At 64.2% G+C, this 26,300-nt stretch carries 29 protein-coding genes and 1 pseudogene; 23 read left to right on the top strand and 7 right to left on the bottom strand.

What is annotated here, in order from left to right; translation table 11 throughout:
• Positions 1-17: 17 nt before the first annotated feature.
• Complete coding sequence (locus AC04SG_RS29990; protein WP_488553980.1) at positions 18-821, bottom strand: IclR family transcriptional regulator; 804 nt, start codon at positions 819-821, stop codon at positions 18-20.
• Between the two features lie 155 nt (positions 822-976).
• On the opposite strand from AC04SG_RS29990, the gene AC04SG_RS29985 reads away from it, so the two are divergent.
• The 11 genes from AC04SG_RS29985 to AC04SG_RS29935 all read left to right on the top strand — a co-directional run bounded on the left by AC04SG_RS29985 (position 977) and on the right by AC04SG_RS29935 (position 9,210).
• The gene (locus AC04SG_RS29985) at positions 977-1,807 is read left to right on the top strand and encodes a transporter substrate-binding protein (RefSeq protein WP_488554016.1); all 831 of its coding nucleotides are present in this window, start codon (positions 977-979) and stop codon (positions 1,805-1,807) included.
• An 84-nt stretch (positions 1,808-1,891) separates the two neighbouring features.
• Positions 1,892-2,557: an amino acid ABC transporter permease gene (locus AC04SG_RS29980; protein WP_192259277.1), complete on the top strand. Its 666-nt coding sequence runs from the start codon at positions 1,892-1,894 to the stop codon at positions 2,555-2,557.
• A gap of 1 nt (position 2,558) precedes the next feature.
• Positions 2,559-3,209, top strand: coding sequence for an amino acid ABC transporter permease (locus tag AC04SG_RS29975; protein ID WP_477340850.1), 651 nt, complete (start codon positions 2,559-2,561; stop codon positions 3,207-3,209).
• 4 nt (positions 3,210-3,213) lie between these two features.
• The gene (locus AC04SG_RS29970) at positions 3,214-4,008 is read left to right on the top strand and encodes an amino acid ABC transporter ATP-binding protein (RefSeq protein ID WP_488553979.1); all 795 of its coding nucleotides are present in this window, start codon (positions 3,214-3,216) and stop codon (positions 4,006-4,008) included.
• Positions 4,009-4,045: 37 nt separating this feature from the next.
• Positions 4,046-4,507, top strand: coding sequence for a RidA family protein (locus AC04SG_RS29965; protein WP_488553978.1), 462 nt, complete (start codon positions 4,046-4,048; stop codon positions 4,505-4,507).
• A 21-nt stretch (positions 4,508-4,528) separates the two neighbouring features.
• Positions 4,529-5,734, top strand: a complete 1,206-nt coding sequence (locus AC04SG_RS29960) for an aminotransferase class V-fold PLP-dependent enzyme (RefSeq protein ID WP_488553977.1) — start codon at positions 4,529-4,531, stop codon at positions 5,732-5,734.
• Between the two features lie 141 nt (positions 5,735-5,875).
• Positions 5,876-6,076: a hypothetical protein gene (locus AC04SG_RS29955; protein ID WP_192259272.1), complete on the top strand. Its 201-nt coding sequence runs from the start codon at positions 5,876-5,878 to the stop codon at positions 6,074-6,076.
• A gap of 46 nt (positions 6,077-6,122) precedes the next feature.
• Positions 6,123-6,662: a sigma-70 family RNA polymerase sigma factor gene (locus AC04SG_RS29950; RefSeq protein WP_488553976.1), complete on the top strand. Its 540-nt coding sequence runs from the start codon at positions 6,123-6,125 to the stop codon at positions 6,660-6,662.
• Complete coding sequence (locus tag AC04SG_RS29945) at positions 6,659-7,543, top strand: anti-sigma factor family protein (RefSeq protein WP_488553975.1); 885 nt, start codon at positions 6,659-6,661, stop codon at positions 7,541-7,543. Before AC04SG_RS29950 ends, AC04SG_RS29945 begins: the two co-directional genes overlap by 4 nt.
• 96 nt (positions 7,544-7,639) lie before the next feature.
• Positions 7,640-8,137, top strand: coding sequence for a 5-(carboxyamino)imidazole ribonucleotide mutase (gene purE / locus AC04SG_RS29940; RefSeq protein WP_112559807.1), 498 nt, complete (start codon positions 7,640-7,642; stop codon positions 8,135-8,137).
• The gene (locus AC04SG_RS29935; RefSeq protein WP_488553974.1) at positions 8,134-9,210 is read left to right on the top strand and encodes a 5-(carboxyamino)imidazole ribonucleotide synthase; all 1,077 of its coding nucleotides are present in this window, start codon (positions 8,134-8,136) and stop codon (positions 9,208-9,210) included. The genes purE and AC04SG_RS29935 overlap by 4 nt, the downstream gene beginning before the upstream one ends.
• Positions 9,211-9,253: 43 nt before the next feature.
• Here the strand turns inward: AC04SG_RS29935 and AC04SG_RS29930 are convergent, their stop codons facing one another.
• Positions 9,254-9,682 carry a lysozyme inhibitor LprI family protein gene (locus AC04SG_RS29930; protein ID WP_488553973.1) on the bottom strand — a complete coding sequence of 143 codons (429 nt, stop codon included), beginning with the start codon at positions 9,680-9,682 and terminating at the stop codon, positions 9,254-9,256.
• A 239-nt stretch (positions 9,683-9,921) separates the two neighbouring features.
• Here AC04SG_RS29930 and ykgO point away from each other — a divergent pair, with 239 nt between their 5' ends.
• The 4 genes from ykgO (at position 9,922) to AC04SG_RS29910 (ending at position 12,410) form a co-directional block, all read left to right on the top strand.
• Positions 9,922-10,047, top strand: coding sequence for a type B 50S ribosomal protein L36 (gene ykgO / locus AC04SG_RS29925; RefSeq protein ID WP_006203764.1), 126 nt, complete (start codon positions 9,922-9,924; stop codon positions 10,045-10,047).
• Between the two features lie 112 nt (positions 10,048-10,159).
• Positions 10,160-10,747 carry a tetratricopeptide repeat protein gene (locus tag AC04SG_RS29920; protein WP_477346181.1) on the top strand — a complete coding sequence of 196 codons (588 nt, stop codon included), beginning with the start codon at positions 10,160-10,162 and terminating at the stop codon, positions 10,745-10,747.
• A 123-nt stretch (positions 10,748-10,870) separates the two neighbouring features.
• Positions 10,871-11,938 (top strand): alpha/beta fold hydrolase, encoded by a 1,068-nt coding sequence (locus AC04SG_RS29915; protein ID WP_488553972.1) that lies wholly within the window; start codon positions 10,871-10,873, stop codon positions 11,936-11,938.
• 7 nt (positions 11,939-11,945) lie between these two features.
• Positions 11,946-12,410, top strand: a complete 465-nt coding sequence (locus AC04SG_RS29910) for a hypothetical protein (protein ID WP_488553971.1) — start codon at positions 11,946-11,948, stop codon at positions 12,408-12,410.
• A gap of 8 nt (positions 12,411-12,418) precedes the next feature.
• Here the strand turns inward: AC04SG_RS29910 and pyk are convergent, their stop codons facing one another.
• Positions 12,419-13,864, bottom strand: a complete 1,446-nt coding sequence (gene pyk, locus AC04SG_RS29905; RefSeq protein ID WP_192259263.1) for a pyruvate kinase — start codon at positions 13,862-13,864, stop codon at positions 12,419-12,421.
• Positions 13,861-14,349 (bottom strand): DUF1036 domain-containing protein, encoded by a 489-nt coding sequence (locus AC04SG_RS29900; protein WP_488554015.1) that lies wholly within the window; start codon positions 14,347-14,349, stop codon positions 13,861-13,863. The genes pyk and AC04SG_RS29900 overlap by 4 nt, the downstream gene beginning before the upstream one ends.
• Before the next feature lie 245 nt (positions 14,350-14,594).
• Here AC04SG_RS29900 and AC04SG_RS29895 point away from each other — a divergent pair, with 245 nt between their 5' ends.
• From AC04SG_RS29895 to AC04SG_RS29885, 3 genes are all read left to right on the top strand, one after another.
• Positions 14,595-15,392: an N-formylglutamate amidohydrolase gene (locus tag AC04SG_RS29895; protein WP_488553970.1), complete on the top strand. Its 798-nt coding sequence runs from the start codon at positions 14,595-14,597 to the stop codon at positions 15,390-15,392.
• A gap of 10 nt (positions 15,393-15,402) precedes the next feature.
• Complete coding sequence (locus AC04SG_RS29890; protein ID WP_488553969.1) at positions 15,403-15,711, top strand: DUF1244 domain-containing protein; 309 nt, start codon at positions 15,403-15,405, stop codon at positions 15,709-15,711.
• Between the two features lie 178 nt (positions 15,712-15,889).
• Positions 15,890-17,065, top strand: coding sequence for an MFS transporter (locus tag AC04SG_RS29885; protein ID WP_488553968.1), 1,176 nt, complete (start codon positions 15,890-15,892; stop codon positions 17,063-17,065).
• On the opposite strand, the gene AC04SG_RS29880 is transcribed toward AC04SG_RS29885, so the two are convergent.
• The gene (locus AC04SG_RS29880; RefSeq protein WP_488553967.1) at positions 17,029-17,937 is read right to left on the bottom strand and encodes a LysR family transcriptional regulator; all 909 of its coding nucleotides are present in this window, start codon (positions 17,935-17,937) and stop codon (positions 17,029-17,031) included. The genes AC04SG_RS29885 and AC04SG_RS29880 overlap by 37 nt on opposite strands.
• A 95-nt stretch (positions 17,938-18,032) precedes the next feature.
• On the opposite strand from AC04SG_RS29880, the gene AC04SG_RS29875 reads away from it, so the two are divergent.
• The 5 genes from AC04SG_RS29875 (at position 18,033) to AC04SG_RS29855 (ending at position 23,049) form a co-directional block, all read left to right on the top strand.
• Positions 18,033-18,989 carry an SDR family oxidoreductase gene (locus AC04SG_RS29875; protein WP_488553966.1) on the top strand — a complete coding sequence of 319 codons (957 nt, stop codon included), beginning with the start codon at positions 18,033-18,035 and terminating at the stop codon, positions 18,987-18,989.
• Between the two features lie 140 nt (positions 18,990-19,129).
• On the top strand, positions 19,130-19,990 hold the full coding sequence (locus AC04SG_RS29870; protein WP_488553965.1) for an FAD binding domain-containing protein: 861 nt from the start codon (positions 19,130-19,132) through the stop codon (positions 19,988-19,990).
• Complete coding sequence (locus tag AC04SG_RS29865; RefSeq protein ID WP_203279534.1) at positions 19,990-20,466, top strand: (2Fe-2S)-binding protein; 477 nt, start codon at positions 19,990-19,992, stop codon at positions 20,464-20,466. Before AC04SG_RS29870 ends, AC04SG_RS29865 begins: the two co-directional genes overlap by 1 nt.
• Before the next feature lie 3 nt (positions 20,467-20,469).
• Positions 20,470-22,740, top strand: coding sequence for a xanthine dehydrogenase family protein molybdopterin-binding subunit (locus AC04SG_RS29860; protein ID WP_488553964.1), 2,271 nt, complete (start codon positions 20,470-20,472; stop codon positions 22,738-22,740).
• A gap of 63 nt (positions 22,741-22,803) precedes the next feature.
• Positions 22,804-23,049, top strand: a complete 246-nt coding sequence (locus AC04SG_RS29855) for a MoaD/ThiS family protein (protein WP_488553963.1) — start codon at positions 22,804-22,806, stop codon at positions 23,047-23,049.
• 328 nt (positions 23,050-23,377) lie between these two features.
• Here the strand turns inward: AC04SG_RS29855 and AC04SG_RS29850 are convergent, their stop codons facing one another.
• Both AC04SG_RS29850 and AC04SG_RS29845 read right to left on the bottom strand, forming a co-directional pair.
• Positions 23,378-25,297: a TPR end-of-group domain-containing protein gene (locus AC04SG_RS29850; RefSeq protein WP_488553962.1), complete on the bottom strand. Its 1,920-nt coding sequence runs from the start codon at positions 25,295-25,297 to the stop codon at positions 23,378-23,380.
• A 166-nt stretch (positions 25,298-25,463) separates the two neighbouring features.
• Positions 25,464-26,218, bottom strand: a pseudogene (locus AC04SG_RS29845) (IS5 family transposase).
• Positions 26,219-26,300 lie beyond the last annotated feature (82 nt).

Below are 26,300 nucleotides of genomic sequence, written 5' to 3'. Positions count from 1 at the left end.
CCTCGGAGCCTGACCCCTTACCCCGGGATCGAAAGCCTTGCGGCGCGTTCACGCAACAGCGCAATAAGCTCGTCGGTCTTTTCCTTCGCGGTGTCGATCGGAACCACCAGGCACATCGTTGCCTCAACCTTGCCTGTGACAGAAAAGACCGGAGCGGCCAGGCATTTGGTATAAGCGTCGACCAGCCCCGAGGTGATGCAATAGCCGGTCGTCCTGGCCGTCGCGATATCGGCGATGAAATCGTCGAGCTGCAGCCTGCGGCCATCCGGCAGCAAAAGGTCGTCGTCCGACACCATGTCCTGGATAGTAGCCCTCTCAAACCCGGCCAGAAGCAGCCGCCCTGATGCCGTCCATGGCAGCGGGATCTGCAGGCCGGTGGCCGAGCTGATGCGGAACGGCCTGGTGCCGGGGCTGGAATGGACGATGGTGTAGCGGCCGCTTTGCAGCATGCACAATTCGGAGGTCTCGCCGGTCTCGCGCGACAGATTGTCGACCTCCTGCCGGCCCCTGCGGAGCAGGTCGTTGCCCCGGACATAGTCCATTCCGTAGAGATAGAGCTTCTTGCCGAAATAGACCCTGTTGCCGTCGCCCTCCATCTCCAGGAGACCCGCATCGACCAGCGAGCGCACCAGCGTGTAGGTGGTGGAGCGCGGCGCATTCACCCCTTTGGCGAGGTCGCCGATGCCGATGGCGCGCTGCGTGACATGCAGGAACTCCAGGATCTCCAGCACCCGGTTGAGACCCTTTTCGCGCGAGCCTGATGTCCGTTCAGCGGCTGGGCCAAGAACCGGCTGATCGGTGACGTCATTGGCGTCTTGCATTGTCGATTCCTAATGTTAGTATCTGTCTTGTATAGGATACATGTGTCTTTTGTAAGAGACAAATCGCATGCAACACATGTGCCTGTAAGGGGAACTCAAACGAACAGGAGGTCGCAGTGAACGACACATCCAAGCGAGATTTTCTGAAACTGGGCATGGCCGGGCTGGCAACGGCCGGCGTTATGACCGCGGTCAGCGCCGAGAAGGCGGCAGCACAAGCCGCATCCGACAGCGTGCTGCGCACCGCGCTCGACCGCGGCAAGCTGATCGTCGGCACCGGCAGCACCAATGCGCCGTGGCATTTCGAGAACGATGCCGGCGAACTGGTGGGCATGGACATCACCATGGGCCGCATCCTGGCCAAGGGGCTGTTCGACGATCCGAGCAAGGTCGAGTTCGTCATGCAGGACCCGGCGCAGCGCATCCCCAATGTCACCACCAATAAGGTCGACATCACCATCCAGTTCATGACCATGACCGCGCAGCGCTCGCAGCTGATCCACTTCTCGCGGCCCTACTATGTCGAGGGCGTCGCCCTGCTGACGCTGCCGACAGCGGAAAACAAGACCTTCGACAAGCTGCTCGCCGGCGGTTCGGCGACACGCATCTCTATCCTGCAGAATGTCGACGCCGAAAGCTCGGTCCATTTCGCGCTTCCCGAGGCGCAGGTGTTGCAGATCGACACCCAGGCCAATGTGCTGCAGGCGCTGGAATCCAAGCGCGCCGATGCCGCCGCCGTCGATCTTTCCACGGTGCGCTGGCTGGCCTCGCGCAACCCCGACAAATATTTCGACGCCGGCAAGAGCTGGTACTCGATGCTTTACGGCGCGGCGGTCAGGCAGGGCGATCTCGACTGGCTGACCTACGTCAATCAGACCTTCACCATCGCCATGTTCGGCCACGAGACGGCGCTCTACGACGCCGCCTTCAAGGATTATTTCGGCCAGGAGCCGCCGGCGCGCCACCCCGGTTTCCCGGTTGTATGATAACAATCTGACGTTAGTCGGTGGGAGGGTGCCCGGCACCCTTCCACCATCTTCTTTGACGTTCCTCGGCATCGCGGGAGACGCATGGGCTATACGCTCAACTTCAACCTGATCTGGCGGCATTTCGACAAGCTATGGGGCGGCCTGCTGCTCAGCCTTGAGCTTGCCGTCATATCGATCGCCATCGGCATCGTCATCGGCCTGGTGCTGGCGGTCTGGTATGTCTCGGCCGGGCGCGTGGTGCGGGCGATCATCGCGGCTTACGTCGAATTCATCCGCAACGTGCCGCTGATCCTTCTGGTCTATCTCGTCTTTTACGGCGTGCCGACGGTGGTCGATCTCGCCTACAGCGCGCCGACCTCCTTCGTGCTGACGCTGTCGGTCTATAGCGGCGCCTATCTGGTCGAGGTTTTCCGCTCCGGCCTCGAAGCCGTGCCGCGCGGCCAGCTCGACGCCGGCAAGGCGATCGGCCTCACCCCATGGCAGCGGCTGGTTCACGTGCGCCTGCCGACTATGTTGCGCATCACCTTGCCGGCACTGTCCAACACCTTCATCTCGCTGTTCAAGGACACGTCCATCGCCTCGGTCATCTCGGTGCCGGAGCTGACCTATGGCGCCCAGTGGATCAACTTCAACACCTTCCGCATCGTCGAGGTCTATCTGGTGACGACGGCAATGTATCTGGTGACCGGCTACGCCCTGCTGTTCGGGCTGCGGCTGGTCGAGCGCCGGTTCAGGGCGGCGCGCTGACATGCTGAGCCAGATCCTCTACGCCTTGCCGTTCCTCGCCCAGGGTTTCGCCGTGACCTTGTGGGTGTCGCTGCTGGTCGTTGTGCTGTCGCTGATTGCCGGCGTCGCACTCGGCGTCGGCCTGGTCTATGGCCCGGCGCCGCTGCGCTGGGCGGTGCGCATTTTCTCCGACACCATCCGCGGCATCCCGATCCTGGTGCTGATGTTCTTCGTCTATTACGGCCTGCCCGCCGCCGGGCTGCACCTGCAATCCTTCTGGGCCGCCGTGCTGGCGCTCACCTTGTTCAAGACGGCGCAGGTCGTGGAGTATGTACGCGGCGCCGTCGGCTCCATTCCCAAAGGCCAGTCCGAGGCGGCGATGGCGATCGGCCTGACCTTTCACCAACGGCTTACCTCCGTCATCTTTCCGCAGGCATTCCGCCGCTTCCTGCCGCCCTGGATCAACGGCGTCACCGATGCGGTGAAGGGCAGCGCGCTGGTCTCGCTGCTCGGCATCACCGACCTGATGCAGGCCATCAACCAGGTGATCGGCCGCACCTATGAGGCAATGCCGCTCTATATCCTCGGCGCCTTGATCTATTTCGCCGTCAACTATGCGCTTTCCTACGCCAGCCGGCGGCTGGAACGGCGCTTCGCCTTCATCCGGGACTAGCACGATGGCCACAAGCTCGAACGACAATCCAGCCCTTCTCGACATTGCCGGGGTCTCGAAAGCCTTCGGCTCGGTCGAGGTGCTGCGCTCGGTCAGCCTCACGGTTGAGAAGGGCGAGGTGGTCACCGTCATCGGGCCTTCGGGCAGCGGCAAGACGACCCTTTTGCGCTGCGTCAACTTCCTCGAAAGCTATGACTCAGGCTCGATCCGTATCGACGGCAAGGAGGTCGGTTTTCGCGAAGCCGGCGCGCGCCAGCGGCGCAGCGAGCGCGACCTGGCCGCCATGCGCGCCGAGACCGGCATGGTGTTCCAGAGCTTCAACCTGTTTCCGCACCTCACCGCCGCCGGCAACATCATGCTCGGCCTCATCAAGGTGCGCGGCAAGAGCAAGGCCGAGGCGCGCCAGATCGCCGAGCATTGGCTGGGCCGCGTCGGCCTCGCCCACAAGGCCGACAGCCTGCCGGCGGAACTCTCCGGAGGCCAGCAGCAGCGCGTCGGCATTGCCCGTGCGGTGGCGATGGAACCAAAAATCCTGCTGCTTGACGAGATCACCTCGGCACTCGACCCCGAACTGGTCGGCGAGGTGCTGGCCGTTGTGCGCAGCCTCGCCGAAGACGGCATGACCATGGTGATGGTCACCCACGAGATGGCCTTTGCCCGCGACGCTTCAAGCCGCATCGTCTTCATGGCCGATGGCGGTGTCAGCGCTGTCGGCCCGCCGAAGGAAATTCTCGCCCAAGAGACCACCAATGAGCGCCTGCGCACTTTCCTGGCGCGGTTCCGCGCCTCGCAGTTCTGACGTGGGCGGCTGAAGCCGCCCCAAGGAGAATTCTTCCATGACGCCTTACATCCGGCTCGCCGAACTCGGCCTGACGCTGCCCGAGCCGCCGACGCCGATCGCCAATTTCGTCACCCATGCCGAAAGCGGCCGGCTGATCTTTCTCTCAGGTCAGGGGCCGCTGCGCGCCGACGGCACGCTGTGCACCGGCAAGGTCGGCGAGGACGTCACCGTCGAGCAGGCCTATGAGCATGCCCGCCTCACCGGCCTCAATCTGCTGGCCGTCATGCATGCCGCGGCCGGCGATCTCGGCCGCATCGTGCGCGTCGTCAAACTGCTCGGCTTCGTCAATGCGACGCCGACCTTCGGCGACCACCCGAAAGTGGTCAATGGCTGCTCGGACCTGTTCGCCAACGTCTTCGACAAGATCGGCGGCCATGCCCGCTCGGCGATCGGCGTCGGCTCGCTGCCTGGAAACATCACCGTCGAAATCGAAGCGGTCGTCGAGATCGCTGCCTGACAGCCAAGGGATTTGCTGAACATGAAAACCTATTCCGACACCGGCTCCAACACCACGATCCGCGAACGGCTGGGGCTGCGGCCGATCATCAACGTCTCCGGCACTATGACGACACTCGGCGCCTCGATCATCGTTCCCGAAGCGATCAACGCCATGGCCGAGATCGCCTCCCAATGGGTTGAGATGGACGATCTGCAGCGCGCCGCAAGCACGATCACCGCCCGCCTTACCGGCGGCGAGGCCGGCTTCATCACCGCCTGCTGCGCCTCAGGCATCACCATGGCGATCGCCGGGGCGATGACCGGCACCAATTTGCTGGCGATCGAACGGCTGCCCGACGACACCGAAGGGCTGAAGTCGGAAGTCGTCATCCAGCTTGGCCATGTTGTCAATTACGGCGCGCCGATCGACCAATCGATCCGCGTCGCCGGCGCTAAGGTCATTCCGGCCGGCACCGTCAGCGTCACCCAGGACTACCATGTGCGCGAGGCGATCAACGAGCGCACGGCGGCAGCGCTCTACGTCGTGGCACACCACACCGTGCAATACGGCATGCTTTCCCTCGAGGAATTCTGCGAGATCTGCCACGCCAGGGGCGTGCCGGTGATCGTCGACGCGGCTTCCGAATATGATCTGCGCAGCTTCCTGGCGCGCGGCGCCGACATCGTCGTCTACAGCGGCCACAAATTCCTCTCGGGGCCGACCAGCGGCATCGTCACCGGCCGCAAGGATCTTGTCCGCGCCGCCTATTTGCAGAACCGCGGCGTCGCCCGCGCCATGAAGGTCGGCAAGGAAAGCATCGCCGGCACCATGGCGGCACTGGAAGCCTGGGAAAAGCGCGACCATGCCGGCATCCGCCGGCGCGAGGAAGCGGCGCTCAATCTCTGGAAGGGTGCGCTGCAAGGGATACCGGGCATCGCCGCCCACATCATTCCCGACCCGACCGCCAATCCACTTGACCGGCTGCAGATCTTCGTCTCGCCCGAAAGCCGCTTCACCGCCGCCGGCCTTGCCTCGGCACTTGCGGCCGGCTCGCCGCCGATCATCGTGCGCAATCACGAGGTCGAGCGCGGCCATTTCTTCCTCGACCCGTGCAATCTGCACCCCGGCGAGGCCGAGATCGTCGCCGAGCGCCTGCGCGCCGTTCTGACCGCGGCCGACCGGCCGGCGGATGCGCTGAAACAGCCGCGAAAGGATTCGTCCGGCGCTCTGCGCTGGCCGGATTGATCGCCAACGAGGCCAAATAAAGCTCATGCACTCCGGCCGATCACGCGACTGTGAACAGCCGGATTTGCACACTGCGGGAATAAACCGCCGTCAAAGCAGGTCTTCTCGGCATACGCCATCGCTGGCGTTGAGGAGACGGATATGCCGCATCATTACTGGGATCGCGATCATGGCCACGGCACCAGCCGTCGTCATGCGCTGGACCGCATGAGCGTCACCAGTCCCCTTTCCATGGCGCTTGACACCGGTGACGCAGATGAATTCACTTTCGCTACTGCAGGCGGCTTTGCCTGTTTCTGCGGGGTTCGCCCGCACAAGCAGGGCGAGACCGGCGCTGGCTGAGAGCGCAAGGCCTGTTCGTCCTAGAGTGTCCGATCATGGTGCTGCCTTGAGCGAGAGGGCCTTGGCTGAACGCTTCAACGAGGTGGTTTTGCCGCATCTCGGCGACGCGCTTGCGCTTGCCCGCTGGCTGACCGGCAATGCCGCCGACGCCGAAGATGTCGTGCAGGACGCCTGCATCAAGGCGCATGCCGGCATGTCAGGCTATGCCGGCGGCAACCCGCGCGCCTGGCTGCTGACCATCGTGCGCAACACCGCCTACACCTGGATGTCACGCAATCGGCCGCGCGGCATGATGGCTGTCGGCGACCTCGGCGATCTCGACGAGATGGCGGCTGCACACGGCACGAGTATGCCGGACGAGGAAGGTCCAGAGGCGAGCCTGATCGCCAAGGCCAATACGGCGGCGCTGGAAGCCGCGATCGCCGCGCTGCCGCAGCCGTTCCGCGAGACGCTGGTGCTGCGCGACTTTAACGGCCTCAGCTACCGCGATATAGGGACGATGCTCAGCGTGCCGATCGGCACGGTGATGTCAAGGCTGGCGCGGGCTCGCGGCCTGCTTGCGTCGGAACTGGGGAGAGCGCCATGACCGCCCATGATGACGGACTGCCCAACGATCCCGAAGGCATCAGGCTGATGATCCACGCTCTGGTTGATGGCGAACTCGATGCGGCCGCCGCACTTGCCGTGGAACGCCGCATCGCCGCCGATCCGGCGCTTGCCGCCGAGCATGCCCGCATCCTTGCCTTGCAAGGCGCGGTCGGCCGCTTGCCGCGCCCCGATGTCAGCGATGCCTTTCGCGCCCGCATCGCGGCGATCGGTACGGCATCGGCACAACGGCCGCAGGACGAGGCACCGTCGGCGCTGCCGGGATTGATCGCCGGTGCAGCCCAGCAACGGCGAGCGACCGATACGCGGCCGTCCCAGGCAAGGCCATCGCCAAGGGTGCGCCGCTTCGGCGCCTTCGACTGGCGCGCCATGGCGGCGTCGATCGTCATGACCGCAGTGCTGGCCAGCGGCGCCACGCAATGGGTGATGTTCAATGCCGCATCGGACAGCGTCGCAGCAGAGATCGCCGGCGACCATCGCCGCAGCCTGCTCGCCGCCAGCCCGATCGACATCGTCTCGTCCGACCGCCACACGGTGAAACCATGGCTCGATGCCCGCATCGGCGTGTCGCCGCCGGCGCCCGATCTTGCCACGGATGGCTTCGCGCTGATCGGCGGCCGGGTCGAGGTGGTCTCGGGCCGTCCCGTGCCGGCGCTGGTCTACCGCCACCGCGAGCACCTGATCACGCTGGTGGCCGAGCCGCAGCAAGGCGGTCGCGTCACCGAACCGAAGGACGTTTCCTCGGGCGGCTTCTCCATGGTGCACTGGAGCGACGGCGCCTTCTCCTACTGGGCGATCTCCGACATGGAGCGCCCCGAGCTCGACGATTTCGTCGCCCGCTTCCGCAAGGCAGCGGTATAGAGTGACTTGTGGCTGCCGAGCTCGGCGGCTGCCGCCTATCCTTGCGGCTTTGCGCGAATTCCGCTAAGGCGCGCCTTTGCCGCCGGGAGCATGCGCTTGACCGACCACCGCGCCGACGTCGCCATCATCATGGGCAGCCAGTCCGACTGGGCGACGATGCGCCACGCCGCCGAAACACTGGAAGCGCTGGGCATCCCTCACAAGCGGCTGATCGTCTCCGCCCACCGTACCCCCGACCGGCTCTACGATTTCGCCAAGGGCGCCAAGGCGGCAGGCTACAAGGTGATCATTGCCGGCGCCGGCGGTGCCGCGCACCTGCCCGGCATGACGGCGGCGATGACGCCGCTGCCGGTGTTCGGCGTGCCGGTCGAATCCAAGGCGCTGTCCGGCCAGGATTCGCTGCTCTCCATCGTCCAGATGCCGGCCGGCATTCCGGTCGGCACGCTGGCCATCGGCAAGGCCGGTGCGGCCAACGCCGCCCTTCTGGCAGCCGCCGTGCTGGCGCTCAACGACGACAAGCTTGCCGCCCGTCTCGACGCCTGGCGCGCCGCCCAGACCGCCAAGGTCGCCGCCGAACCGACGGACGCGCCGTGAGCCTGCCCGCGGGATCGACCATCGGGATCATCGGCGGCGGCCAACTCGGCCGTATGCTGGCTGTTGCCGCGGCGCGCCTCGGCTACCGCACAATTATCCTCGAACCGCAGGCCGATTGCCCGGCGGCTCAGGTCGCTAACCGCCAGATCACCGCCGCCTATGACGATGCGGACGCTCTTGCCGAACTGGCAGCAGCCAGCGACGTCGTCACATATGAATTCGAGAACGTACCGGTGGCGGCCGCCAGCGCGCTTGCCGCCAAGGTGCCGGTCTATCCGCCGCCGCGTGCGCTGGAAGTGGCGCAGGACCGGGTGGCTGAGAAGCAGTTCCTCAACGGCATCGGCATAAAAACCGCGGATTTCCGCGCCGTCGACAATGACGACGAGCTTACGGCGGCGCTGAGAGAGTTCTCGGGCAGCGGCATCTTGAAGACCCGCCGCATGGGCTATGACGGCAAGGGCCAGCGCGTCTTCCGCAACATGGAGACGGGCGGCTTTGCCGGCACCTGCGAGGCCATGGGCAATGTGCCGCTGATCCTGGAATCCTTCATCGCTTTCGAGCGAGAGATTTCAGTGATCGCCGCGCGCGGGCTGGACGGCGCGGTCGCCGCCTACGATCCGGCCGAAAACGTCCACGGCGACGGCATCCTGCATACCTCGGCCCTGCCGGCCCAAATCAGGCTGGAAACGGCGGCGGCGGCGCAAGCGGCGGCGGCAAAGATCCTGTCGGCCCTCGACTATGTCGGCGTCATCGGCGTCGAGTTCTTCGTTCTTGCTGATGGCTCCCTGCTGGCCAACGAAATGGCGCCGCGGGTGCACAATTCCGGCCACTGGACGGAAGCCGCCTGCATCGTTTCACAGTTTGAGCAGCATATCCGAGCCATTGCCGGCCTGCCGCTGGGCAACCCCGGCCGGCATTCCAACTGCGTCATGGAGAATTTGATCGGCGACGACGTCCTGCGCGTACCCGCTCTGCTCGCCGAGCCCGATCTGATGCTGCATCTCTACGGCAAGGTGGAAGCCCGCCCAGGCCGCAAGATGGGCCATTTCACGCGCATCAGCCGGCGTAGCTGAGCAATTCCAGGAAAGCGCGCGCTTTGCCTGAGGGGCGTGGACCCTATTGCAGCTCGTTGTTCAGATCTCCGTCTTCGTCGGGGCTGGCGCAACCCGCGTCGCCTTCCTGGCAATTGGCGCCGGACGTCAGCTGCTTGGTGCGCTGCTCCGTCAGTTCGGTCAGGCATTGCGAAACCTCCATCGGATGGATGGAGCCGCCTTCGCTGTCTGTCGTGGCATAGGCGCATTCGGCATCGCGGAAGGCGATCCAGGCGCGCTGCGCGACCTGCAGCAGCTTCCTGCTCTTGTCGTCGTTGCGGCCGATCAGATCCTTGTAGGCCTGGTTGAGCTTGGCGTCAGCCGCCTGATAGTCCTCGCCGGCACAGATATTCATCATCTGCTGGCTGTCGTCGTTGCGGTCGCATTCCTGCGCCTGTGCGGTGGAGGCCGCTGCCAGAACGGCAAGGCAGGCGGACACAAACAACAGGCGCATGGACCTCTCCAAATCAGCTGGCAGGGCGCCGCACCATTCCAGCCCGCCTTCGGCGGCGCAATGGCGTCGAGCCGAGATGGCGGATATTTGATGCCAAAGCCGTTCTCAGCCTCTATGCGGCATGCTTGCGGTTGACACGGGCAAGGCTCCTCGTTTATGAGCCACGCAAGTTCAAAGGCGCGTCTTCTGGCGCGCCTTAATAATTCGGCCCGAACTGGGCCCAGACCACGGGCAAGACAATGAAGATCAAGAATTCGCTCAAGGCGTTGAAGGCGCGTCACCGCGACAACCAGCTGGTTCGCCGCAAGGGCCGCATCTACATCATCAACAAGACCGCTCCGCGCTACAAGGCGCGCCAGGGCTGAGTTTTCGGCCGGAGGCTGTTGCCTCCGTCCCTGTGATGTTATTTGCCGGAGATCCGGCACTTTCACGCTAATTTCAGTTTGACGATCCGCCGTCCGGGGTTAGATTCGGACGATGCGGATTCTTTTTGCATTTTTCTCGGCCTTTTTCCTGTTCAGCGCCACAGCGGCGCGAGCGGATGATCCACCGGCCGCCACGACGCCGCCGGTTGCCGTGACCAAGGAAGCCCGGCTCGACCAGCTGTTTGCCGACCTGAAGCGCGAGCGCAACGAAAAGGCTGCCGAGCGCATCGCCGGGCGCATATGGGGCGAATGGTTCCAGTCAGGCAGCGCCTCGATCGACCTGATGATGCAATGGTCGCAAAAGGCGATGGATGACCAGAAGTTCGACGTCGCCCTCGACTTCCTCGACCAGGTCGTCACCCTGCAGCCCAAATATGCCGAGGGCTGGAACCGGCGCGCCACCGTGCACTACATGATGAGAAATTTCGGGAAATCGATGTCCGATATCGACCAGACGCTGCAGCTGGAACCACGCCATTTCGGCGCGCTTTCTGGCCTGGCGCAGATCATGGCCGCCACCGGCCACAAGCAATCGGCGCTCGAAGCCTGGCAGAAGGTGCTGGCCATCTACCCGATGATGCGCAGCGCCCAGGACCAGGTCGCAACCCTTTCGGAAGAGCTTGCCGGCGAAGGCATTTAATCTAGGCAGTAGGGAATAGGGCGTAGGCAGTAGGGTAAGCGGTTGAACCCACCTACTGCCTACTGCCTACTGCCTACTGCCTACTGCCCAAAACTTATCCCCCTCCACCCCGTACCTCTCCTCATGAACCTCATCTACGCCGCCTGTGCCTTTCTCCTCGCGCTCGTCTTTGCCCTTGCCGGTGTCACCCGCGCCGGCGCATGGCTGATCGAGTGGCGCAATCCGCCTGCCGACGAATTTGCCGACATTGACGACGCCCGCATCCACTATGTCCACGTGCCGGCGCCACGAAATGCCGAGCTGCCGGCGATCGTCTTCATCCATGGCGCCAGCGCCAACCTTAGGGATCAAATGCTGCCGATCAGGCCTTTGCTCGAGGGCCGCGCCGAAATGGTGTTCCTCGACCGGCCGGGCTTCGGCTGGTCGGAACGCGGCCCCGGCAACAATGAGAGCCCGTCGGCGCAAGCCAACACCATCGCCAAGCTGATGGACCGCATCGGCATCCACAAGGCCATCATCGTCGGCCATTCCTTCGGCGGCGTGGTCACCGCCGCCTTTGGCCGCGGACATCCTGACAAGACGCTCGGCCTCGTCTTCCTGTCGCCGGTCAGCCACCCTTGGCCGGGCGGCGCGACCGCCTGGTACTACAAGCTGACCGCCACCCCCATCATTGGCTGGCTGTTCTCGGAGACTTTGACCTATCCGACCGGCACGCTGCAGATGAACGGCGCCACGGCTTGCGTGTTTTCGCCCAACAAGGTGCCGGACTTCTATGTCGGCAACGCCTCGATCCCGCTGGTGCTGCGTCCCGGCGCTTTTCGCGCCAATGCCATCGATGTCGCCGGCCTCTACGACTATGCGCTTAGGGCCGCGCCACATTACCGCGACATCAAGGCGCCGACGGTCGTCATCTCGGGTGACCGCGACAAGGTGGTCTATGCCTCGATCCATTCGGTCGGCCTGGTCAGGGACATCCCCGGCGCCGAGCTGATCTGGGTCCACAATCTCGGCCACAAGCCGGACTGGATCGCGCCAGACCTCGTCGTCGGCGCCGTCGAAAAGGTCGCCGGCAAGGACGTCGACCTGCAGGCGCTGGCGAAAACCGTGGAGGCGCGGATCGCCGGCGATGCCTACAATGAGGGGCAATGCCCCGATATCACGGTGCCCGACGCAGAACTCGCCCCGACCTGATCGCCTCATGTATGTCCTGAAGCACGGCATCAAGAAAAACCCGGAGAAGCGATGGGCATTGCCGGACCGCATCTTCTTCGGCCATGGCGGCTGCGCCATTCTCGCAGGCGCCTTTCTCGAGCATCCTCCTCTGGAAGGATTTTACGGCGAACGTATCCTTCCAGGCGAGGGCTTTTCCGGAAACCACATCTACGTGACCAACGGCGTGATCGCGTTCGACTACCATGGCTATTCAGCCCGTGAGCGGCTGCTGGAACACCACAGAAGAGGCTGGGCATCGCACAGCCCCGGATGGCACTGCGCAGTTACCAGGGTCGATTTCGATCTGCTCGACACGGTCGAACTCAACCGGCGAAAGATACTGGGTCCGGACCAGTACCTGCACGACCCCGTCCCCCGGGCTCGCCGCTTCCTTCGGCGCATCGATCACGCCGAAGCCGCGGCAAGAGCGCTGCGAACTGTGACGCGTTGAAGCCTCTCTCAGCCTATGTTGCGGCTGACTTGCGCGTCCGATCCGACATAGGCGATGCGCAACATGTTGGTCGAGCCCGGCGTCCTCAGCGGCACGCCGGCCGTGATGATGACGCGGTCGCCCGGCTGGCCGAACCCCTCTTCGAAAGCGATGCGGCAGGCGCGGTCGACCATGTCGTCGAGATCAATGGCATCGGGCGAGACGACGCAATGCGTGCCCCACAGCAGCGACAGCCGCCGCGCCGTGTTGAGGATCGGCGACAGCGCGATGATCGGCACTTGCGGCCGCTCGCGTGCGGCGCGAAGGCCGGTGGTGCCCGACGCCGTATAGGTGATGATCGCCGACAGTTTCAGCGTCTCGGCGATCTCGCGCGCGGCGAGCGAAATGGCGTCGGCGCCGGTCGCTTCCGGCTCCGAGCGCTGCGCGTTGATGATGCCGGCATAGGTCGGGTCGGTTTCGACCTTGGTGGCGATGCGGTTCATCATCGCCACCGCCTCGACCGGATAGGCGCCGGCCGCCGACTCGGCCGAAAGCATGATGGCGTCGGCGCCCTCGAACACGGCAATCGATACGTCGGATACTTCGGCACGGGTCGGCACCGGGGCGGTGATCATCGATTCCAGCATCTGCGTGGCGACCACAACCGGTTTGCCGGCGCGGCGCGCGGCGCGCGTGATCTGCTTCTGGATGCCGGGCACGGCTTCCAGCGGCATTTCCACGCCGAGATCGCCGCGCGCGACCATCAGCGCGTCGGACAATTCGATGATTTCGGCCAGCCGGGCGACGGCCTGCGGCTTTTCGATCTTGGCCATGATCAGCGCCCGGCCGCGCGCGATCTTGCGGGCTTCGGCAAGATCTTCCGGCCGCTGGACGAAGGACAGCGCCACCCAGTCGACGCTTGCCGCCAGCACCGCATCGAGGTCCTTGCGGTCCTTCTCGGTCAGCGCACCGACCGGCAGGTCGGTGTCGGGCAGGCTGACGCCCTTCTTGTCGGAAATCGTCGTGCCGGCGACCACCGTGCAGGTGATCGACTTGCCGTCGCTCTTCAGAGCCTTCAGCTCCAGCTTGCCGTCGTCGATCAACAGACGGTGGCCGGCCTCGACCGAGCTCAGGATTTCGGGATGCGGCAGGTAGACCCTGGTCGAATTGCCGGGCTCGGGATTGTTGTCGAGCGTGAAGGTCTGGCCAGCCGTCAGCACCTCCTTGCCGTTGGCGAACTTGCCGACGCGCAGCTTCGGCCCCTGCAAATCGGCCAGGATGCCGATCGGACGGCCGACCTTTTCCTCGACGGCGCGTATGCGGCCGACCAGCGTGCGCATCAGCTCATGGTCGGTGTGGCTCATATTGATGCGGAAGACATCGGCGCCGGCTTCGAACAGCTTCTGCAGCATCTCCTCGGACGAGGAGGCCGGACCGATAGTGGCGAGGATCTTGACCTTGCGGCTACGTCTCATTGACTGTTTGTTCCCGGGGCGGCTGGTGCGCCTCCCGTTGTGGACTCATCGGTCAGCTGGACCATCCAGCTTGCCTGCTCGCCCGTGTCATATTCCTGGAATCCGGCGCGCTGGAAGCCCCGGGCGACGCAATCGGTAACGCCGGCGATCTTGAACTCTTTTTCGGCCACGCACATGTTGATCGGGCCATCCCAACGCCCGCCACGCTCGGCGTCTTCTGCATAAAGATAGTAAAACCTTGATGACAGCGGCCCTTCGATCAGCGTCTTGCAGCTCGATCCTTCGATGTGCCACCAGCCCTCGGTGATCCAGCCGGCCTTGGCGCGGTAGCCGATGCCGACGCCGACCAGGTTCTGCGTGGCGTTGCAGACGCGGAAATCGGCGCGGGCGGGCGAGGCCGCGACCAGCGCGGCAAGTCCCACCGTCAAGGCCAGGAGCGGCACAGCAAAGGCGCTGCGCGCACGCGGCCTGCCGGCGGAACCCATCCCGAAACCCCTCAACAACGTCATCTGCATCTCTCAACGCCCCTTTTCGGAAAAGTCCGGGCGCATGTCAACGCGCCGTTCTGTCCAACTCCAATCGATTTAGAAAGGCCCCCGACACGCAATTTGCCGCGCGTGACCGGATTTTCGCAGAAACCGTGGCCAAACAACGGCATTGCGCCAGCGTCCTCTTCGTGGAATGACGATACCACCCTCCCCGGAAGCCAGCGAACAGACCTTTTCAGCCAATGACCCGATCCACAGTTTTCGCGCCTTTCGATCTTGTCGAAGGCGACCGCAAGCGAGGCATGGTGCTTGTCGCCGACCATGCCCGCCGCGACCTGCCGGAGGAGTATGGCAGCCTCGGCCTGCCGGCGGCACAACTCGAGCGTCATATCGCCTACGACATCGGCGTCGAGACGGTGACGCGCGAACTGGCGGCAGCACTCGACGTGCCGGCGGTGATCGCCAATTTTTCGCGCCTGCTGATCGACCCCAATCGCGGCGAGGACGACCCGACGCTGATCCGTCAGCTCTATGACGGCACCGTGGTGCCGGGAAACTACCCGATGGCACCGGAAGAACGCGAAAGGCGGCTCGACGGCTTCTACCGGCCCTATCACGACGCGGTCGGCGCCATGATCGCCTCGGTGGCGCAGGCTTCAGGCAAAGCGCCTTTCATCTTCTCGGTGCATTCCTTCACCCCGGCCATGCAAGGTATTGCGCGGCCCTGGCATGTCGGCATCCTTTGGGACCTCGACGACCGCGTAGCGCGGCCGCTGATCGACATGCTGGCGCAGGACAGAAACCTCGTCGTCGGCGACAACGAACCCTATGATGGCGCGCTGCGCGGCGACACCATGTTCAAGCACGCCATCGTCAACGGCTTTCCCCATGCGCTGATCGAGATCCGTCAGGACCTGATCGCTAATCAGAAGGGTGCGATCGCATGGGCTGAACGGCTGGCGCCGATCGTTGACGCCATCGATCGTCGTCCCGATATACATGACGTGAAGATGTTCGGCTCGCGCACCGGGCCGCTGTGAGGATCAAGACATGACCGAGCTCAGCGACGAACAGAAACGCGATTTCGAAGCCGCCGCCTTCCGCCGGCTGATCGAGCATCTGCGCGAGCGCAGCGACGTCCAGAACATCGACCTGATGAACCTCGCCGGCTTCTGCCGCAACTGCCTGTCGAATTGGTACCGCGAAGCTGCCGAGGCTGAAGGCCTTGCATTGTCCAAGGATCAGTCGCGCGAAATCGTCTACGGCATGCCCTATGCCGACTGGCAGGCGCTCAACCAGACCGAGGCTTCGGACGCCAAGAAGGCCGAGTTCGAGGCGAGGCGGCCGAGGGATCATTGAGCTAGTGGCGCGGTTTACAGGAATCGACGTCGGCAGGACAGAGGGGGGCGCGAAGGAACGCTGCCGACGGCTTCGTCGCCTGCAACTTGGCCCACACGCTTTCGCAGCTAGGCGCTTGACTGCAAATTGAATCGATCTAATTTGCCGCGCAAAGCCATTTTTGACCGGATTCGAACCCATGGACGCGCAAAACACCATGCAGGGCGCCATTCGCGGGCGATGGGCCGTAGCAAGCATCTTCCTCGCCAACGGCTTCCTGACTGGCAGTTGGGCGCCGCAGATTCCGGTGTTCCTGACCCGGCTCGACATCACAAAATTCACGCTCGGCCTGCTGATCCTGTTGTTCGGCGTCGGCGCGGTCGCGGCCATGAGCTGGTGCGGCCATCTGATCTCGAAACATGGCTCGCGCACGGTGCTGCGCTGGTTCGGCCTGTGCGGCAGCCTCGGCCTGCTGGTCGTGGCGCTGGCGCCCAACGTGCCGCTGGCGGCGATCGCCATGGTCATCTTCGGTGGCTCGATCGGCGGCATGGATGTCGCCATGAACGCCAATGGGGTGGTGGTGGAAAGAAGGCTGTCCCGCGCCATCATGTCGTCGTCGCATGGCTTCTGGAGCCTTGGCGGTTTCGCCGGTGGCGGCCTGGGCGGCTACGCCATCCAGACCTATGGCCATCTCGCCCATGCGGCTGTCGTCACGGTCATCGCTTTTGCCGTCATAGCCCTGGCGGTCGGCTACCTCATCGCCGAGGACAAGCCGCAGGCCGCCGAGCATCATAAATTTGCGCTGCCGTCCAATCCACTGGTCTATCTGGTCGGGCTGATGGCGCTGCTGACGATGATTTCCGAGGGTGCGGTGCTCGACTGGGCGGCGCTTTATCTGCGGCAGGAACTCGGCGCCGACCTTGCCATTGCCGGTCTTGCCTACGCCGCCTTCTCAGGCGTCATGGCGATCATGCGCTTTTTCGGCGACGGCGTGCGCAACCGCTTCGGCGCGGTGGCGACGCTGCGCGGCTCGGCGGTTGTGGCCGCCGCCGGCATGCTGGTCGCCGGCCTGTCGCCTTCGCCCTGGGTCGCCATCGCGGCCTTTGCCCTCTGCGGCTTCGGCATCGCCAACATGGTGCCGATCATCTTTTCGGCCGGCGGCAACCAGGAAGGCATCTCGTCGGGCACCGGCATGAGCGTGGTCACCACAATGGGCTATTCCGGCATATTGGTGGCGCCGTCGGCGATCGGCTTCGTCGCCGAGCATTTGAGCTTTGGGCCGATCTTTGTCGCCATGTCGGGGCTATTGATCGTCGTGCTCTTGATGGCCGGGCTCGCTCACCGCGCCGAATTCGCGGCCGCTCCCGCCGAATAGCGCTTCAGCTCCTCGTAGAGGAAATCGGCGACGCGACGGATGCGCACGCTGGTGCGCACATCGCGATGCATGGCCAGCCACACCGGCAGGCTGGGCAACGGCATGCCCGGCAGCAGTTTTTCCAGCAATGGGTCGCTGTCGGCCAGCGGCTCCTGGCCGAGGCCAATGCCGTTTCCCGCCCGCAGTGCCTCCCACAGGACGATCTGATTGTCGGTCCTGAAACGAAAATTGCCACGGGTGACCGGGATGCCGAACTGGGTAAAGCCGCGGATCATTTCGTCGCTGCGGTCGAAGCCGATCAGCGGATGGTCGACAAGGGCGGCGGGCACAAGCGGGCGGCCGTGCCGGTCGAGATAGGATTTGGCCGCGCAGCAGCACAACGCAATATCGCAGACCTTGCGCGCCGTCAGCTCGTTCTGCGCCGGCTTGACCATGCGGATGGCGATGTCGGCATCCCGGCGCAGCAGGTTCTCGACCTGGTTCGAGGCAACGATCTCGACCTCGATGCCGGGCTCCTCGATGCCAAGCCGCGCCGTCATCTTCGGCAGCACATAGGCGGCCACCACTTCGCTGGCGGCGATGCGCACCGTGCCTTCGATCGCCTCGACCGAGCCCAGCGCCAATAGCGAAAAAGCGCTCGCCTGCTCGCTCACCACCTTGCCGCGCTCAAACAGCGTGGCGCCGGCCTCCGTCAGCGCATAGCCGCGCCGCCCGCGCCGGAACAGGGTGACGCCGAGCGCCTGTTCGAGCTCGCCAATGTGGCGCCCAAGCGTCGGCTGGCTGGCCGACAGCTTTCGCGCCGCGGCCGACAGGCTGCCGGTTTCCGCCACGGTGACGAAGCTCTTGATCAGGTTCCAGTCGATTTCAGTCATTCATTTGTGAATATCAAAACTGCATCCGTAGTCAATTTTCATTCGAATGTGGAGGCATCATATTCGGCGCGCCAACACAAACACGGAGACGAAAAATGACCAAGATCGCAATTCTGGGCGCCAATGGCCGGCTCGGCCGCGTGGTTGGCAAGGCCTTCATCGACGCTGGCTTCGACGTCCGCGCCGTCACCCGCGCCGGCAAGGTGCCAGCCGAACTGAACGGCGCGACGGCCGTCGCGGGCGACGCCATGGACCGCCAGTCGCTGATCCGTGCGACCGAGGGCGTCGACATCGTCTTCAACGGCCTCAATCCGATCTACACCGACTGGGGCAAATGCCTGCCGATGGCGGAGAACGTCATGGCCGCCTGCCATGCCAACGGCGCGCTGCATCTCTTCCCCGGCACCGTCTACAACTACGGCTCACCGATGCCTCAGGTGGTGACAGAAGATACGCCGTTCCGCCCGACCACCGAGAAGGGCCGCATCCGCTGCGCCATGGAAGCGCTGTTTGGCCGCGAGGCCGACGCCGGCCGGGTCCGCACCATCATTTTGCGGGCCGGCGATTTCTTCGGCGGCACCGGCAGCGGATCGTGGTTCGACCTCGTCGTCGCCGCCAAGATGAACAAGGGCGTCTATACCGCGCCCGGCCCGGCCAACCTCGTGCATGAATGGGCCTATCTACCGGACTTCGCGGTGGCCTTCGTCGGGCTGGCGCGCAATCAGGGCAAGCTCGGTTTCTACGAAGCGCTCAACTTCCCCGGTCATGCCGTCACCGACATGGACATCAAGGCGGCGGCCGAGAAGGCGCTGGGCCGTCCGCTGAAACTGACCTTCATGCCCTGGTGGGTGCTGCGCGCCGGCAGCCCGTTCGTGGCGATGTGGCGCGAGATCGTCGCGATGTCCTATCTGCGCTTCGAACCGCACCGGCTCGTGTCCGACCGGCTGGAAGGCATCATCGGCGAAGTCCCGCACACCCCGCTGGATCAGGCTGTGGCAGAGGCGCTCGATGACATCGGCATCACCGCCCCTCGTGCAAAAGATGCAGCGTAGGCATACAATGTAGGGCGTCAGCCACGCTTGGCATGGAACCCAACTCGCACCTGGCCCAATCGCGGAAATGAGCAACCGGATGGTCATTGTGAGGAGACTGGTTATAACGGTCGGCGAGACACTGACACCAAGGGGAGACGATGCGTTACATACGTCCGCTTTCAATCGAAGATGCCGTTGGCCTGCTGGCCGGCGCTTCCGGCACGTCAGCCATTCTTGCCGGAGGCAGCGACCTCCTGGTGAGGATGAAGGGCGGCTTCGTCGAGCCCGACCTGATCGTCGACATCAAGGCAATCGAGGGCCTGAGCGAGATCAGGGAGACGGCCAACGGCTTTAGCATCGGCGCCGCTGTTCCTTGCGCGGTGCTGGGAGAGAACGCAGCGCTGAAGAAGGCTTGGCCCGGCGTCGTCGAAGCGGCGAAGCTGATCGGCTCGAAGCAGGTGCAGGGCCGTTGTACGATAACCGGTAATCTCTGCAACGCCTCGCCGGCCGCCGACAGCGTCCCGGCTTTGGTGGCGGCCGGCGCAAAGGCAGTGATTGCCGGTCCTTCCGGCAAGCGCACCATTGCCGTGGAGGCCGTGCCGATCGGGCCCGGCAAGACGTCGCTCGCCAAGGGCGAGATCATCGAGGCGATCCTGCTCGACAGCCAAGCGCGGCGTTCCGGCGACGCCTACCTCCGGTTCATTCCGCGCACCGAGATGGACATTGCGGTGGTCAGCGCCGGCGTGAACCTGACGCTCGACGAGCATGGCGTCATAACAGCCGCCCGCGTGGCGCTGGGCGCCGCGGCCCCGACGGTGCTTCTGGTCGAAGAGGCAGCCGAGGCTCTCATCGGCCGGAAGCTCGACGAAGCAGCGCTTGAGCGGCTCGCCAAGATCTGCGCGGGGGCCTGCCGGCCCATCGACGACAAGCGCGGCACCATCGAGTTCAGACGAAAAGTTGCGGGCGTGCTGGCCAGACGTGCCGCGACGACCGCCTATGCACGTGCAGGAGGCAAATGATGGCCGGTGTAGCAGTTTCAACGACAATCAACGGCGATCACGTCGAGTACCTTTGCCAACCCGACGAGACGTTGCTCGACGTCCTGCGCGACCGGCTCGGGCTGACCGGCGCCAAGGAAGGCTGCGGCACCGGCGACTGCGGCGCCTGCTCGATCATCCTCGACAACCGGCTGGTCTGCTCGTGTCTGGTGCTCGGCGCCGAGGCCGAGGGCCGAATTGTCGAGACCGTCGAGGGCATGGCGCATGGCGAGAAGCTGCACACATTGCAGCAGAAATTCCTCGAACATGCGGCCCTGCAATGCGGCATCTGCACGCCCGGCTTCCTGATCGCGGCGAAGGACCTGCTGGCGAAAAACCCCGATCCGTCCGAGGAAGAAATCCGCTTCGGCCTCGCCGGCAATCTCTGCCGCTGCACCGGCTACGACAAGATCGTGCGCGCCGTCCAGGACGCGGCCAATGTGATGAAGGGAGCGTAAGCCATGAATTTCGATCCGCGCTTTTCGGGCCGCAAATTTGCATCCGTCGGCACCCGCCCCATCCGCCCTGACGGCATCGACAAGGTGACGGGACGTGCGCGCTACGGCGCCGACTTCAACATGGCGGGGCAGCTGGTCGGGCGTGTTCTCAGAAGCCCGCATGCCCACGCAAAGATCCTGAAGATCGACACCTCGAAGGCGGAAAAGCTGGCCGGCGTGAAAGCGGTGATCACCGCCGCCGACCTGCCGGATCTCACCGATGGCGACGCCGCCATGTATGACGTCCTCGACAATTGCATGGCGCGCACGAAGGCGCTCTATGACGGCCATGCCGTGGCCGCGGTCGCGGCTGTCGATGCCCGCACGGCGCGGCAGGCGCTGAAGCTCATCGAGGTCGACTACGAGCTTTTGCCGCATGTCACCGATGTCGACGAGGCGATGAAGCACACAGCCCCCTTGATCAACGACACGATCTTCACCGAGGGCCTCGAGGAAAAGCCGAAAAAACCGTCCAACGTCACCAAGCGCAGCCAGTTCGGCCATGGCGATGTCCATCAGGGTTTCGGACATGCCGATTTCATCGTTGAGCGCTCGTTCAAGACCGAGCAGACACATCAAGGCTATATCGAGCCGCATGCCTGCGTGGCCAACGTCTCGTCCGACGGCACCGCGGACCTCTGGGTCTGCACGCAAGGACATTTCGTCTACCGCCAGCACTGCGCCCAACTGCTCGGGCTGGAAGCCTCGAAGCTGCGCGTCACCTCGTCGGAGATCGGCGGCGGCTTTGGTGGCAAGACCCATGTCTGGGCAGAACCGGTGGCGCTCGCGCTTTCGCGCAAGGCCGGCCGGCCGGTCAAGCTCGTCATGACACGCGACGAAGTGTTCCGCGCCTCTGGCCCGACCAGCGCCACCTCGATCGACGTGAAGATCGGCGCCCGCAAGGACGGCACCATCACCGCGGCCGAGGCGACGCTGCGCTATTCCAGCGGCCCCTATGCCGGCACCTGGGCCGAGATCGGCGCCATGACGGCGTTCGCCTGCTACAAGCTCGATAACGTCAAGACCGTGGGCTTCGAAGTGCTGGTCAACCGGCCGAAGACGGCGGCCTATCGCGCGCCCTCCGCACCCATGGCGGCGTTCGCCGTGGAAAGTGCCGTCGACGAGCTGGCCAAGGAGCTCGGCATGGATCCGGTCGAGTTCCGCATCAAGAACGCCGCGCAGGAAGGCACGAGATCCTCCTACGGCCCGGTCTACGGCCCGATCGGCATCGGCCCGACGCTGGAGGCGGCGAAGACCCATCCGCACATGAAGGCGCCGCTGGGCAAAAACCAGGGCCGCGGCATGGCCTGCGGCTTCTGGTTCAACTTCGGCGGCCAGACCTGCACCGACCTCAACATCGGCATGGATGGCTCGGTCTCGCTGGCCGTCGGCACCGTCGACGTCGGCGGCTCGCGCGCGTCGCTGTCGCTGGTGGCGGCGGAAGAGCTCGGCATTGCCTATGAACAGGTCAAGGCGGTCGTCGCCGACACGTCTTCCCTCGGCTACAACGACATGACGGACGGCAGCCGCGGCACCTTCTCGTCGTCGATGGCGACGATCTCGGCCGCCCGCAATGCGATAAAAATCCTGCGCGACCGCGCCGCGCAGATGTGGGACATCCCGGTCGACGACGTGGTCTGGGAAAACGGCCACGCCATCGCCAAGGGCGAGAAATACGGCAACCTCGCGGCATTGTCGCTGAAGGAGATCGCCGCCGCGTCCGGCAAGACGGGCGGGCCGATCGCCGGTCACAGCGAGCTCGTCGCCGACGGCGCCGGCGTCTCCTTCGCCACCCATATATGCGATATCGAGGTCGACCCCGAGACGGGCGCCGCGCGCGTGATCCGCTACACGGTGATCCAGGATGCCGGCAAGGCGGTGCACCCGACCTATGTCGAGGGCCAGTACCAGGGCGGCGCCGCACAAGGCATCGGCTGGGCGCTCAACGAGGAGTATATTTACGGCAAGGACGGCCGTCTCCAGAACGCCGGCTTCCTCGACTATCGCATCCCGGTGTGCTCGGACCTGCCGATGATCGACACGCAGATCCTCGAGATCCCCAACCCCAACCACCCCTATGGCGTGCGCGGCGTCGGCGAGACCTCGATCGTGCCGCCGCTGGCGGCGATCGCCAATGCGATGTCGAACGCCGCCGGCGTGCGCATGACCCACATCCCGATGTCGCCCCCCCGCGTTCTCGCCGCGATCGAGGCGGAACGCGAAGGCAGGGCATGATGCCGAAAAGTGTGAAGCGGTTTTCGGATAACATCATGCTCCAGCAAGAATAGGGGTCCGGCAATGGTCGAAGTCACCCTCTGGGGCGCCCTCGGCCAGCTCGCCGGAGGCAAGAGCAAGGTCGAGGTCGAGGCCAAGGACATAAGGGAGCTGTTCAGGAAACTGGCTGAACAGTATCCCGGCATCGAGCCCTGGATCGAGAAGGGCATCGCGGTGGCCATCGACGGGACGATCTATCGCGATACCTGGTCGAAGGAACTGCCGGCGGGGGCGGAGATTTTTCTGCTGCCGCGGCTGGCTGGGGGGTGACGGGACCGCCCCGCCATCGGCTAGCATCAAGGCCTCGAACGTCGTGGTTGGGCCGTCAGCAGACGGGCAGCTTTAGGGCCACAAAGCTAGTGCGGACGCCTCCTGTTCGACTGGTGGCTTGATCTGACCTCAAGCGCACTGAGGCGATGGTCTGCGTCGGGACCCAAAGATAACCCTAGGTCGGCAACCACCGCGGCGGCGCCCCGGCTTCGGCCGCTGACGAAGGGGCCGTCACGGTCGGTACCCTCACACGTTTTTGACCTGTTAGTCTGGCAACACTTGGAAAGCTTGCCGCTTCGGTGCGCTCGATCATCGCCGATCAACCGTATTAGGTGGTGAGATCGAGCACCTTCTGCCAGCGTGGATCGTTGTGAAGCAGGTCGAAATCGGAGTCGTGCAGAACCCAAGCCTTCATTTCATGGTGGGCCCGTGGCATCACCCTTTCGAGCAAGTCGAACGCCCGATCGCGATCGCCAAGCATGCTATGAAAGCAAGCAAGGTTGTATTGGGTCAGGACGTCGTCGGGATCGATGGCCTGCGCGCGCGCCGCCCACTCCTTTGCCCGATCGAACTCTCCCAATTCTAAGAGTGCGTTGGCGCCGAGATAGGCGGGCCGGGCATTTTCAGGGTTCCTCGCCAGTTGCCGCTCCGCGCGCTCGAGGCCTCTGCGAGCCGTCTCCAATCTGTCGACATTTCGCCCGAGCGAGCGATAGATCTGCACGAGCAACATCGATGACTGATAGTCATTGGGGTCGATCTCGGCCGCGCGCTCCCAGTGAGTGGCGGCCGTCTCCAGCTTACCCTGTGCGAAGCAGCAGCGGGCGTAGAAGTAATGCGCTTCGAACAGATTGGGATTGCCTGCGATCGCCCGTTCAAACGCCGTTTCGGCCTCCTTGTAGCGTTGGCCGACCGCCAAGGCGAGTCCGCGGGAGGCGTGCGCTTCGGCCAGACCGCTGTCGATCTCGAGCGCCCTCGCAGCGTTGGCGAGGATGCCCTCGAGCGAAACCTCCTCGCTATAGTCGAGAAAGAGGAACGAGTCGCAATCGGCGGTACCGGCATAGGCCCGCGCATAGAGCGGGTCGAGTTCGATCGCCATGGCGAACATTCGCCTGCCCAGCCTGTAATATGATTTCGAACCGCGGTGGAAAAACTCCCGCCCCCTGAGATAGTAAGTATAGGCCTCGACATTCTCAGTCGGCGCCAGCTCGATCGCCTCTTTTTCTTCCGGCAGCAGCTTGACCTTCAGCTGGTCGACGATGGTGTGAGTGATCTCGTCCTGGATCGCGAAAATATCGGTCAGATCGCGATCGTAGCGGTCGGCCCAGACGTGCCCGCCATCCGCACCGTCGATGAGCTGTCCGGTGACGCGCACGCGCGACCCAACCTTGCGCACGCTACCCTCCAGAACAAATCTGACGCCGAGTTCCTGTGCTGCCTGCTGTACCCTGATAGGCTTGCCCTTGTACGTGAACACCGTGTTGCGGGCGATGACGTGCAGCCCCGAGATCTTCGACAGGTCGGTGATGATGTCCTCGGTGATGCCGTCGGAAAAGTATTCCTGCTCGGGGTCGCCGCTCATGTTGTTGAAGGGAAGGACGGCGATCGACGGCTTTTCCTTCGCCGGCCCCGACTTGGGTTGCGCAGCGCCGCTCGTCACGCGTGGCGGCGGAGCGGCCTGGAAGAGGTTGACGTTGTAGACCCTGACCGGCCGGTCGATGTTCTTGAGCGCCTGCTCGCCGGTATCCTCGAACGTCAGATCGAGCCGGTTGCCGACATTGTCGCGGACCGACCCGGACACTGCGACGCCGCCCGGCTTGGCGATGCTTTCGATGCGCGCCGCGATGTTGACGCCGTCGCCATAGATGTCGTTGTCCTCGAAGATGATGTCGCCGAGATGGATGCCGATGCGGAACTCGATGCGACGGTCCTCCGCCACTTCGACGTTGCGCTCGCGCATCTTGCGCTGGATCTCCGTGGCACAGGCAACGGCGTTCACCACGCTCGGAAACTCGACAAGCATGCCGTCGCCGGTGAGCTTGACGATGCGGCCCTGGTGCTCGGCGATCTTGGCGTCGGTCATCTCGCGCCGATGCGCCTTCAGAGCCGACAGTGTACCAGCCTCATCCAGCCCCATGAGGCGGCTGTAGCCAACCACATCGGCGGCGAGGATCGCAGTCAGCCGGCGCTCCATGAGGAAATCCGGATTTTCAGAGAAGCCTAGAGTATCAGGTTCAGCGGTACGTGCCATATGTAAATCCCGCTGGCGCCGCCCTGGGTATCACCAGGAGGGATTTGTGGTTCGGAAACGGTTCGATTAAGCGAAGCTGCGCCTCCGCCGGAACCGCTTGGCTCTTTTGGCAGGCCGACCGCGCCTGCGTCCAAAACTGATGTCCGGCTCTAGGCTGAATCGACATTCACCGCATCCATAGCATTGCGCAAGCGATCTGGACGAAGCTGAGGAAGTATAGGGCGCGCCGATCGTATCGGGTGGCTATGCGTCTGAAGTGCTTGAGCTTGTTGAAGCAGCGCTCGATCATGTTGCGCGCCTTATAGGCCTCGAAGTCGTAAGGGATCAGGGTCTTGCGGGTCGGATTGCAGGGGATGACGGCCTGCGCGCCCATTTCGATGACGATCGCGCGCAGGGCATTACTGTCATAGGCCTTATCGGCAAGAACGCGTTTGGCCTTGAGCCCTTCAAGCAAAGCAGGCGCTTGGGTGACATCGCCACGCTGACCGGGCGTCAGGATCAGGCGCAGCGGGCGGCCGCGACCGTCGACAGCCATGTGGATCTTGGTAGTCAATCCACCTCGGGAACGCCCCAAAGCCTGGTTTTGGTCCCCCCTTTTCCGGTCGCTGCCTGCTGGTGGGCGCGAACCAACGTGCTGTCGAGCATCACATAATCGTTGTCGGGATCAACGATCAGATCGGCAAAGACACGCTCCCAAACACCAGCCTTCGACCAGCGCCGGAACCGCTGGTGCAGCGTCTTCCACTTGCCATAGCGCTCAGGCATGTCGTGCCAATGCGCTCCGGAGCGCAAAACCCACAGCACGCCGTTTACGAACAGGCGATTGTCTAACCCGCTGCGGCCAGGATCGCCCGCCTTTCCTGGCAACAGCCCTTCGATACGCTGCCACTGCGCGCTGCTCAGTTCATATCGCCGTGCCATCCATCGCTCTCCAGATCGAATCTGGAAGCCTATGAATCATGCATCAACGCGATTTTGAATCCTGAATGTCGATTGGTCCTAG

This window comes from Mesorhizobium sp. CNPSo 4684 (assembly GCF_057784315.1).
The sequence above is the reverse complement of the archived record's forward strand: the minus strand, read 5'-3'. Positions and strand labels throughout refer to the sequence as shown.

Excerpts from the sequence above, each read along its gene's own strand:
- AC04SG_RS29990 (WP_488553980.1), bottom strand. The coding sequence starts at position 821 with ATGCAAGACGCCAATGACGTCACCGATCAGCCGGTTCTTGGCCCAGCC.
- AC04SG_RS29985 (WP_488554016.1), top strand. The coding sequence starts at position 977 with ATGGCCGGGCTGGCAACGGCCGGCGTTATGACCGCGGTCAGCGCCGAG.
- AC04SG_RS29980 (WP_192259277.1), top strand. The coding sequence starts at position 1,892 with ATGGGCTATACGCTCAACTTCAACCTGATCTGGCGGCATTTCGACAAG.
- AC04SG_RS29975 (WP_477340850.1), top strand. The coding sequence starts at position 2,559 with ATGCTGAGCCAGATCCTCTACGCCTTGCCGTTCCTCGCCCAGGGTTTC.
- AC04SG_RS29970 (WP_488553979.1), top strand. The coding sequence starts at position 3,214 with ATGGCCACAAGCTCGAACGACAATCCAGCCCTTCTCGACATTGCCGGG.
- AC04SG_RS29965 (WP_488553978.1), top strand. The coding sequence starts at position 4,046 with ATGACGCCTTACATCCGGCTCGCCGAACTCGGCCTGACGCTGCCCGAG.
- AC04SG_RS29960 (WP_488553977.1), top strand. The coding sequence starts at position 4,529 with ATGAAAACCTATTCCGACACCGGCTCCAACACCACGATCCGCGAACGG.
- AC04SG_RS29955 (WP_192259272.1), top strand. The coding sequence starts at position 5,876 with ATGCCGCATCATTACTGGGATCGCGATCATGGCCACGGCACCAGCCGT.
- AC04SG_RS29945 (WP_488553975.1), top strand. The coding sequence starts at position 6,659 with ATGACCGCCCATGATGACGGACTGCCCAACGATCCCGAAGGCATCAGG.
- AC04SG_RS29930 (WP_488553973.1), bottom strand. The coding sequence starts at position 9,682 with ATGCGCCTGTTGTTTGTGTCCGCCTGCCTTGCCGTTCTGGCAGCGGCC.
- ykgO (WP_006203764.1), top strand. The coding sequence starts at position 9,922 with ATGAAGATCAAGAATTCGCTCAAGGCGTTGAAGGCGCGTCACCGCGAC.
- AC04SG_RS29920 (WP_477346181.1), top strand. The coding sequence starts at position 10,160 with ATGCGGATTCTTTTTGCATTTTTCTCGGCCTTTTTCCTGTTCAGCGCC.
- AC04SG_RS29915 (WP_488553972.1), top strand. The coding sequence starts at position 10,871 with ATGAACCTCATCTACGCCGCCTGTGCCTTTCTCCTCGCGCTCGTCTTT.
- AC04SG_RS29910 (WP_488553971.1), top strand. The coding sequence starts at position 11,946 with ATGTATGTCCTGAAGCACGGCATCAAGAAAAACCCGGAGAAGCGATGG.
- pyk (WP_192259263.1), bottom strand. The coding sequence starts at position 13,864 with ATGAGACGTAGCCGCAAGGTCAAGATCCTCGCCACTATCGGTCCGGCC.
- AC04SG_RS29900 (WP_488554015.1), bottom strand. The coding sequence starts at position 14,349 with ATGGGTTCCGCCGGCAGGCCGCGTGCGCGCAGCGCCTTTGCTGTGCCG.
- AC04SG_RS29895 (WP_488553970.1), top strand. The coding sequence starts at position 14,595 with ATGACCCGATCCACAGTTTTCGCGCCTTTCGATCTTGTCGAAGGCGAC.
- AC04SG_RS29890 (WP_488553969.1), top strand. The coding sequence starts at position 15,403 with ATGACCGAGCTCAGCGACGAACAGAAACGCGATTTCGAAGCCGCCGCC.
- AC04SG_RS29885 (WP_488553968.1), top strand. The coding sequence starts at position 15,890 with ATGGACGCGCAAAACACCATGCAGGGCGCCATTCGCGGGCGATGGGCC.
- AC04SG_RS29880 (WP_488553967.1), bottom strand. The coding sequence starts at position 17,937 with ATGACTGAAATCGACTGGAACCTGATCAAGAGCTTCGTCACCGTGGCG.
- AC04SG_RS29875 (WP_488553966.1), top strand. The coding sequence starts at position 18,033 with ATGACCAAGATCGCAATTCTGGGCGCCAATGGCCGGCTCGGCCGCGTG.
- AC04SG_RS29870 (WP_488553965.1), top strand. The coding sequence starts at position 19,130 with ATGCGTTACATACGTCCGCTTTCAATCGAAGATGCCGTTGGCCTGCTG.
- AC04SG_RS29865 (WP_203279534.1), top strand. The coding sequence starts at position 19,990 with ATGGCCGGTGTAGCAGTTTCAACGACAATCAACGGCGATCACGTCGAG.
- AC04SG_RS29860 (WP_488553964.1), top strand. The coding sequence starts at position 20,470 with ATGAATTTCGATCCGCGCTTTTCGGGCCGCAAATTTGCATCCGTCGGC.
- AC04SG_RS29855 (WP_488553963.1), top strand. The coding sequence starts at position 22,804 with ATGGTCGAAGTCACCCTCTGGGGCGCCCTCGGCCAGCTCGCCGGAGGC.
- AC04SG_RS29850 (WP_488553962.1), bottom strand. The coding sequence starts at position 25,297 with ATGGCACGTACCGCTGAACCTGATACTCTAGGCTTCTCTGAAAATCCG.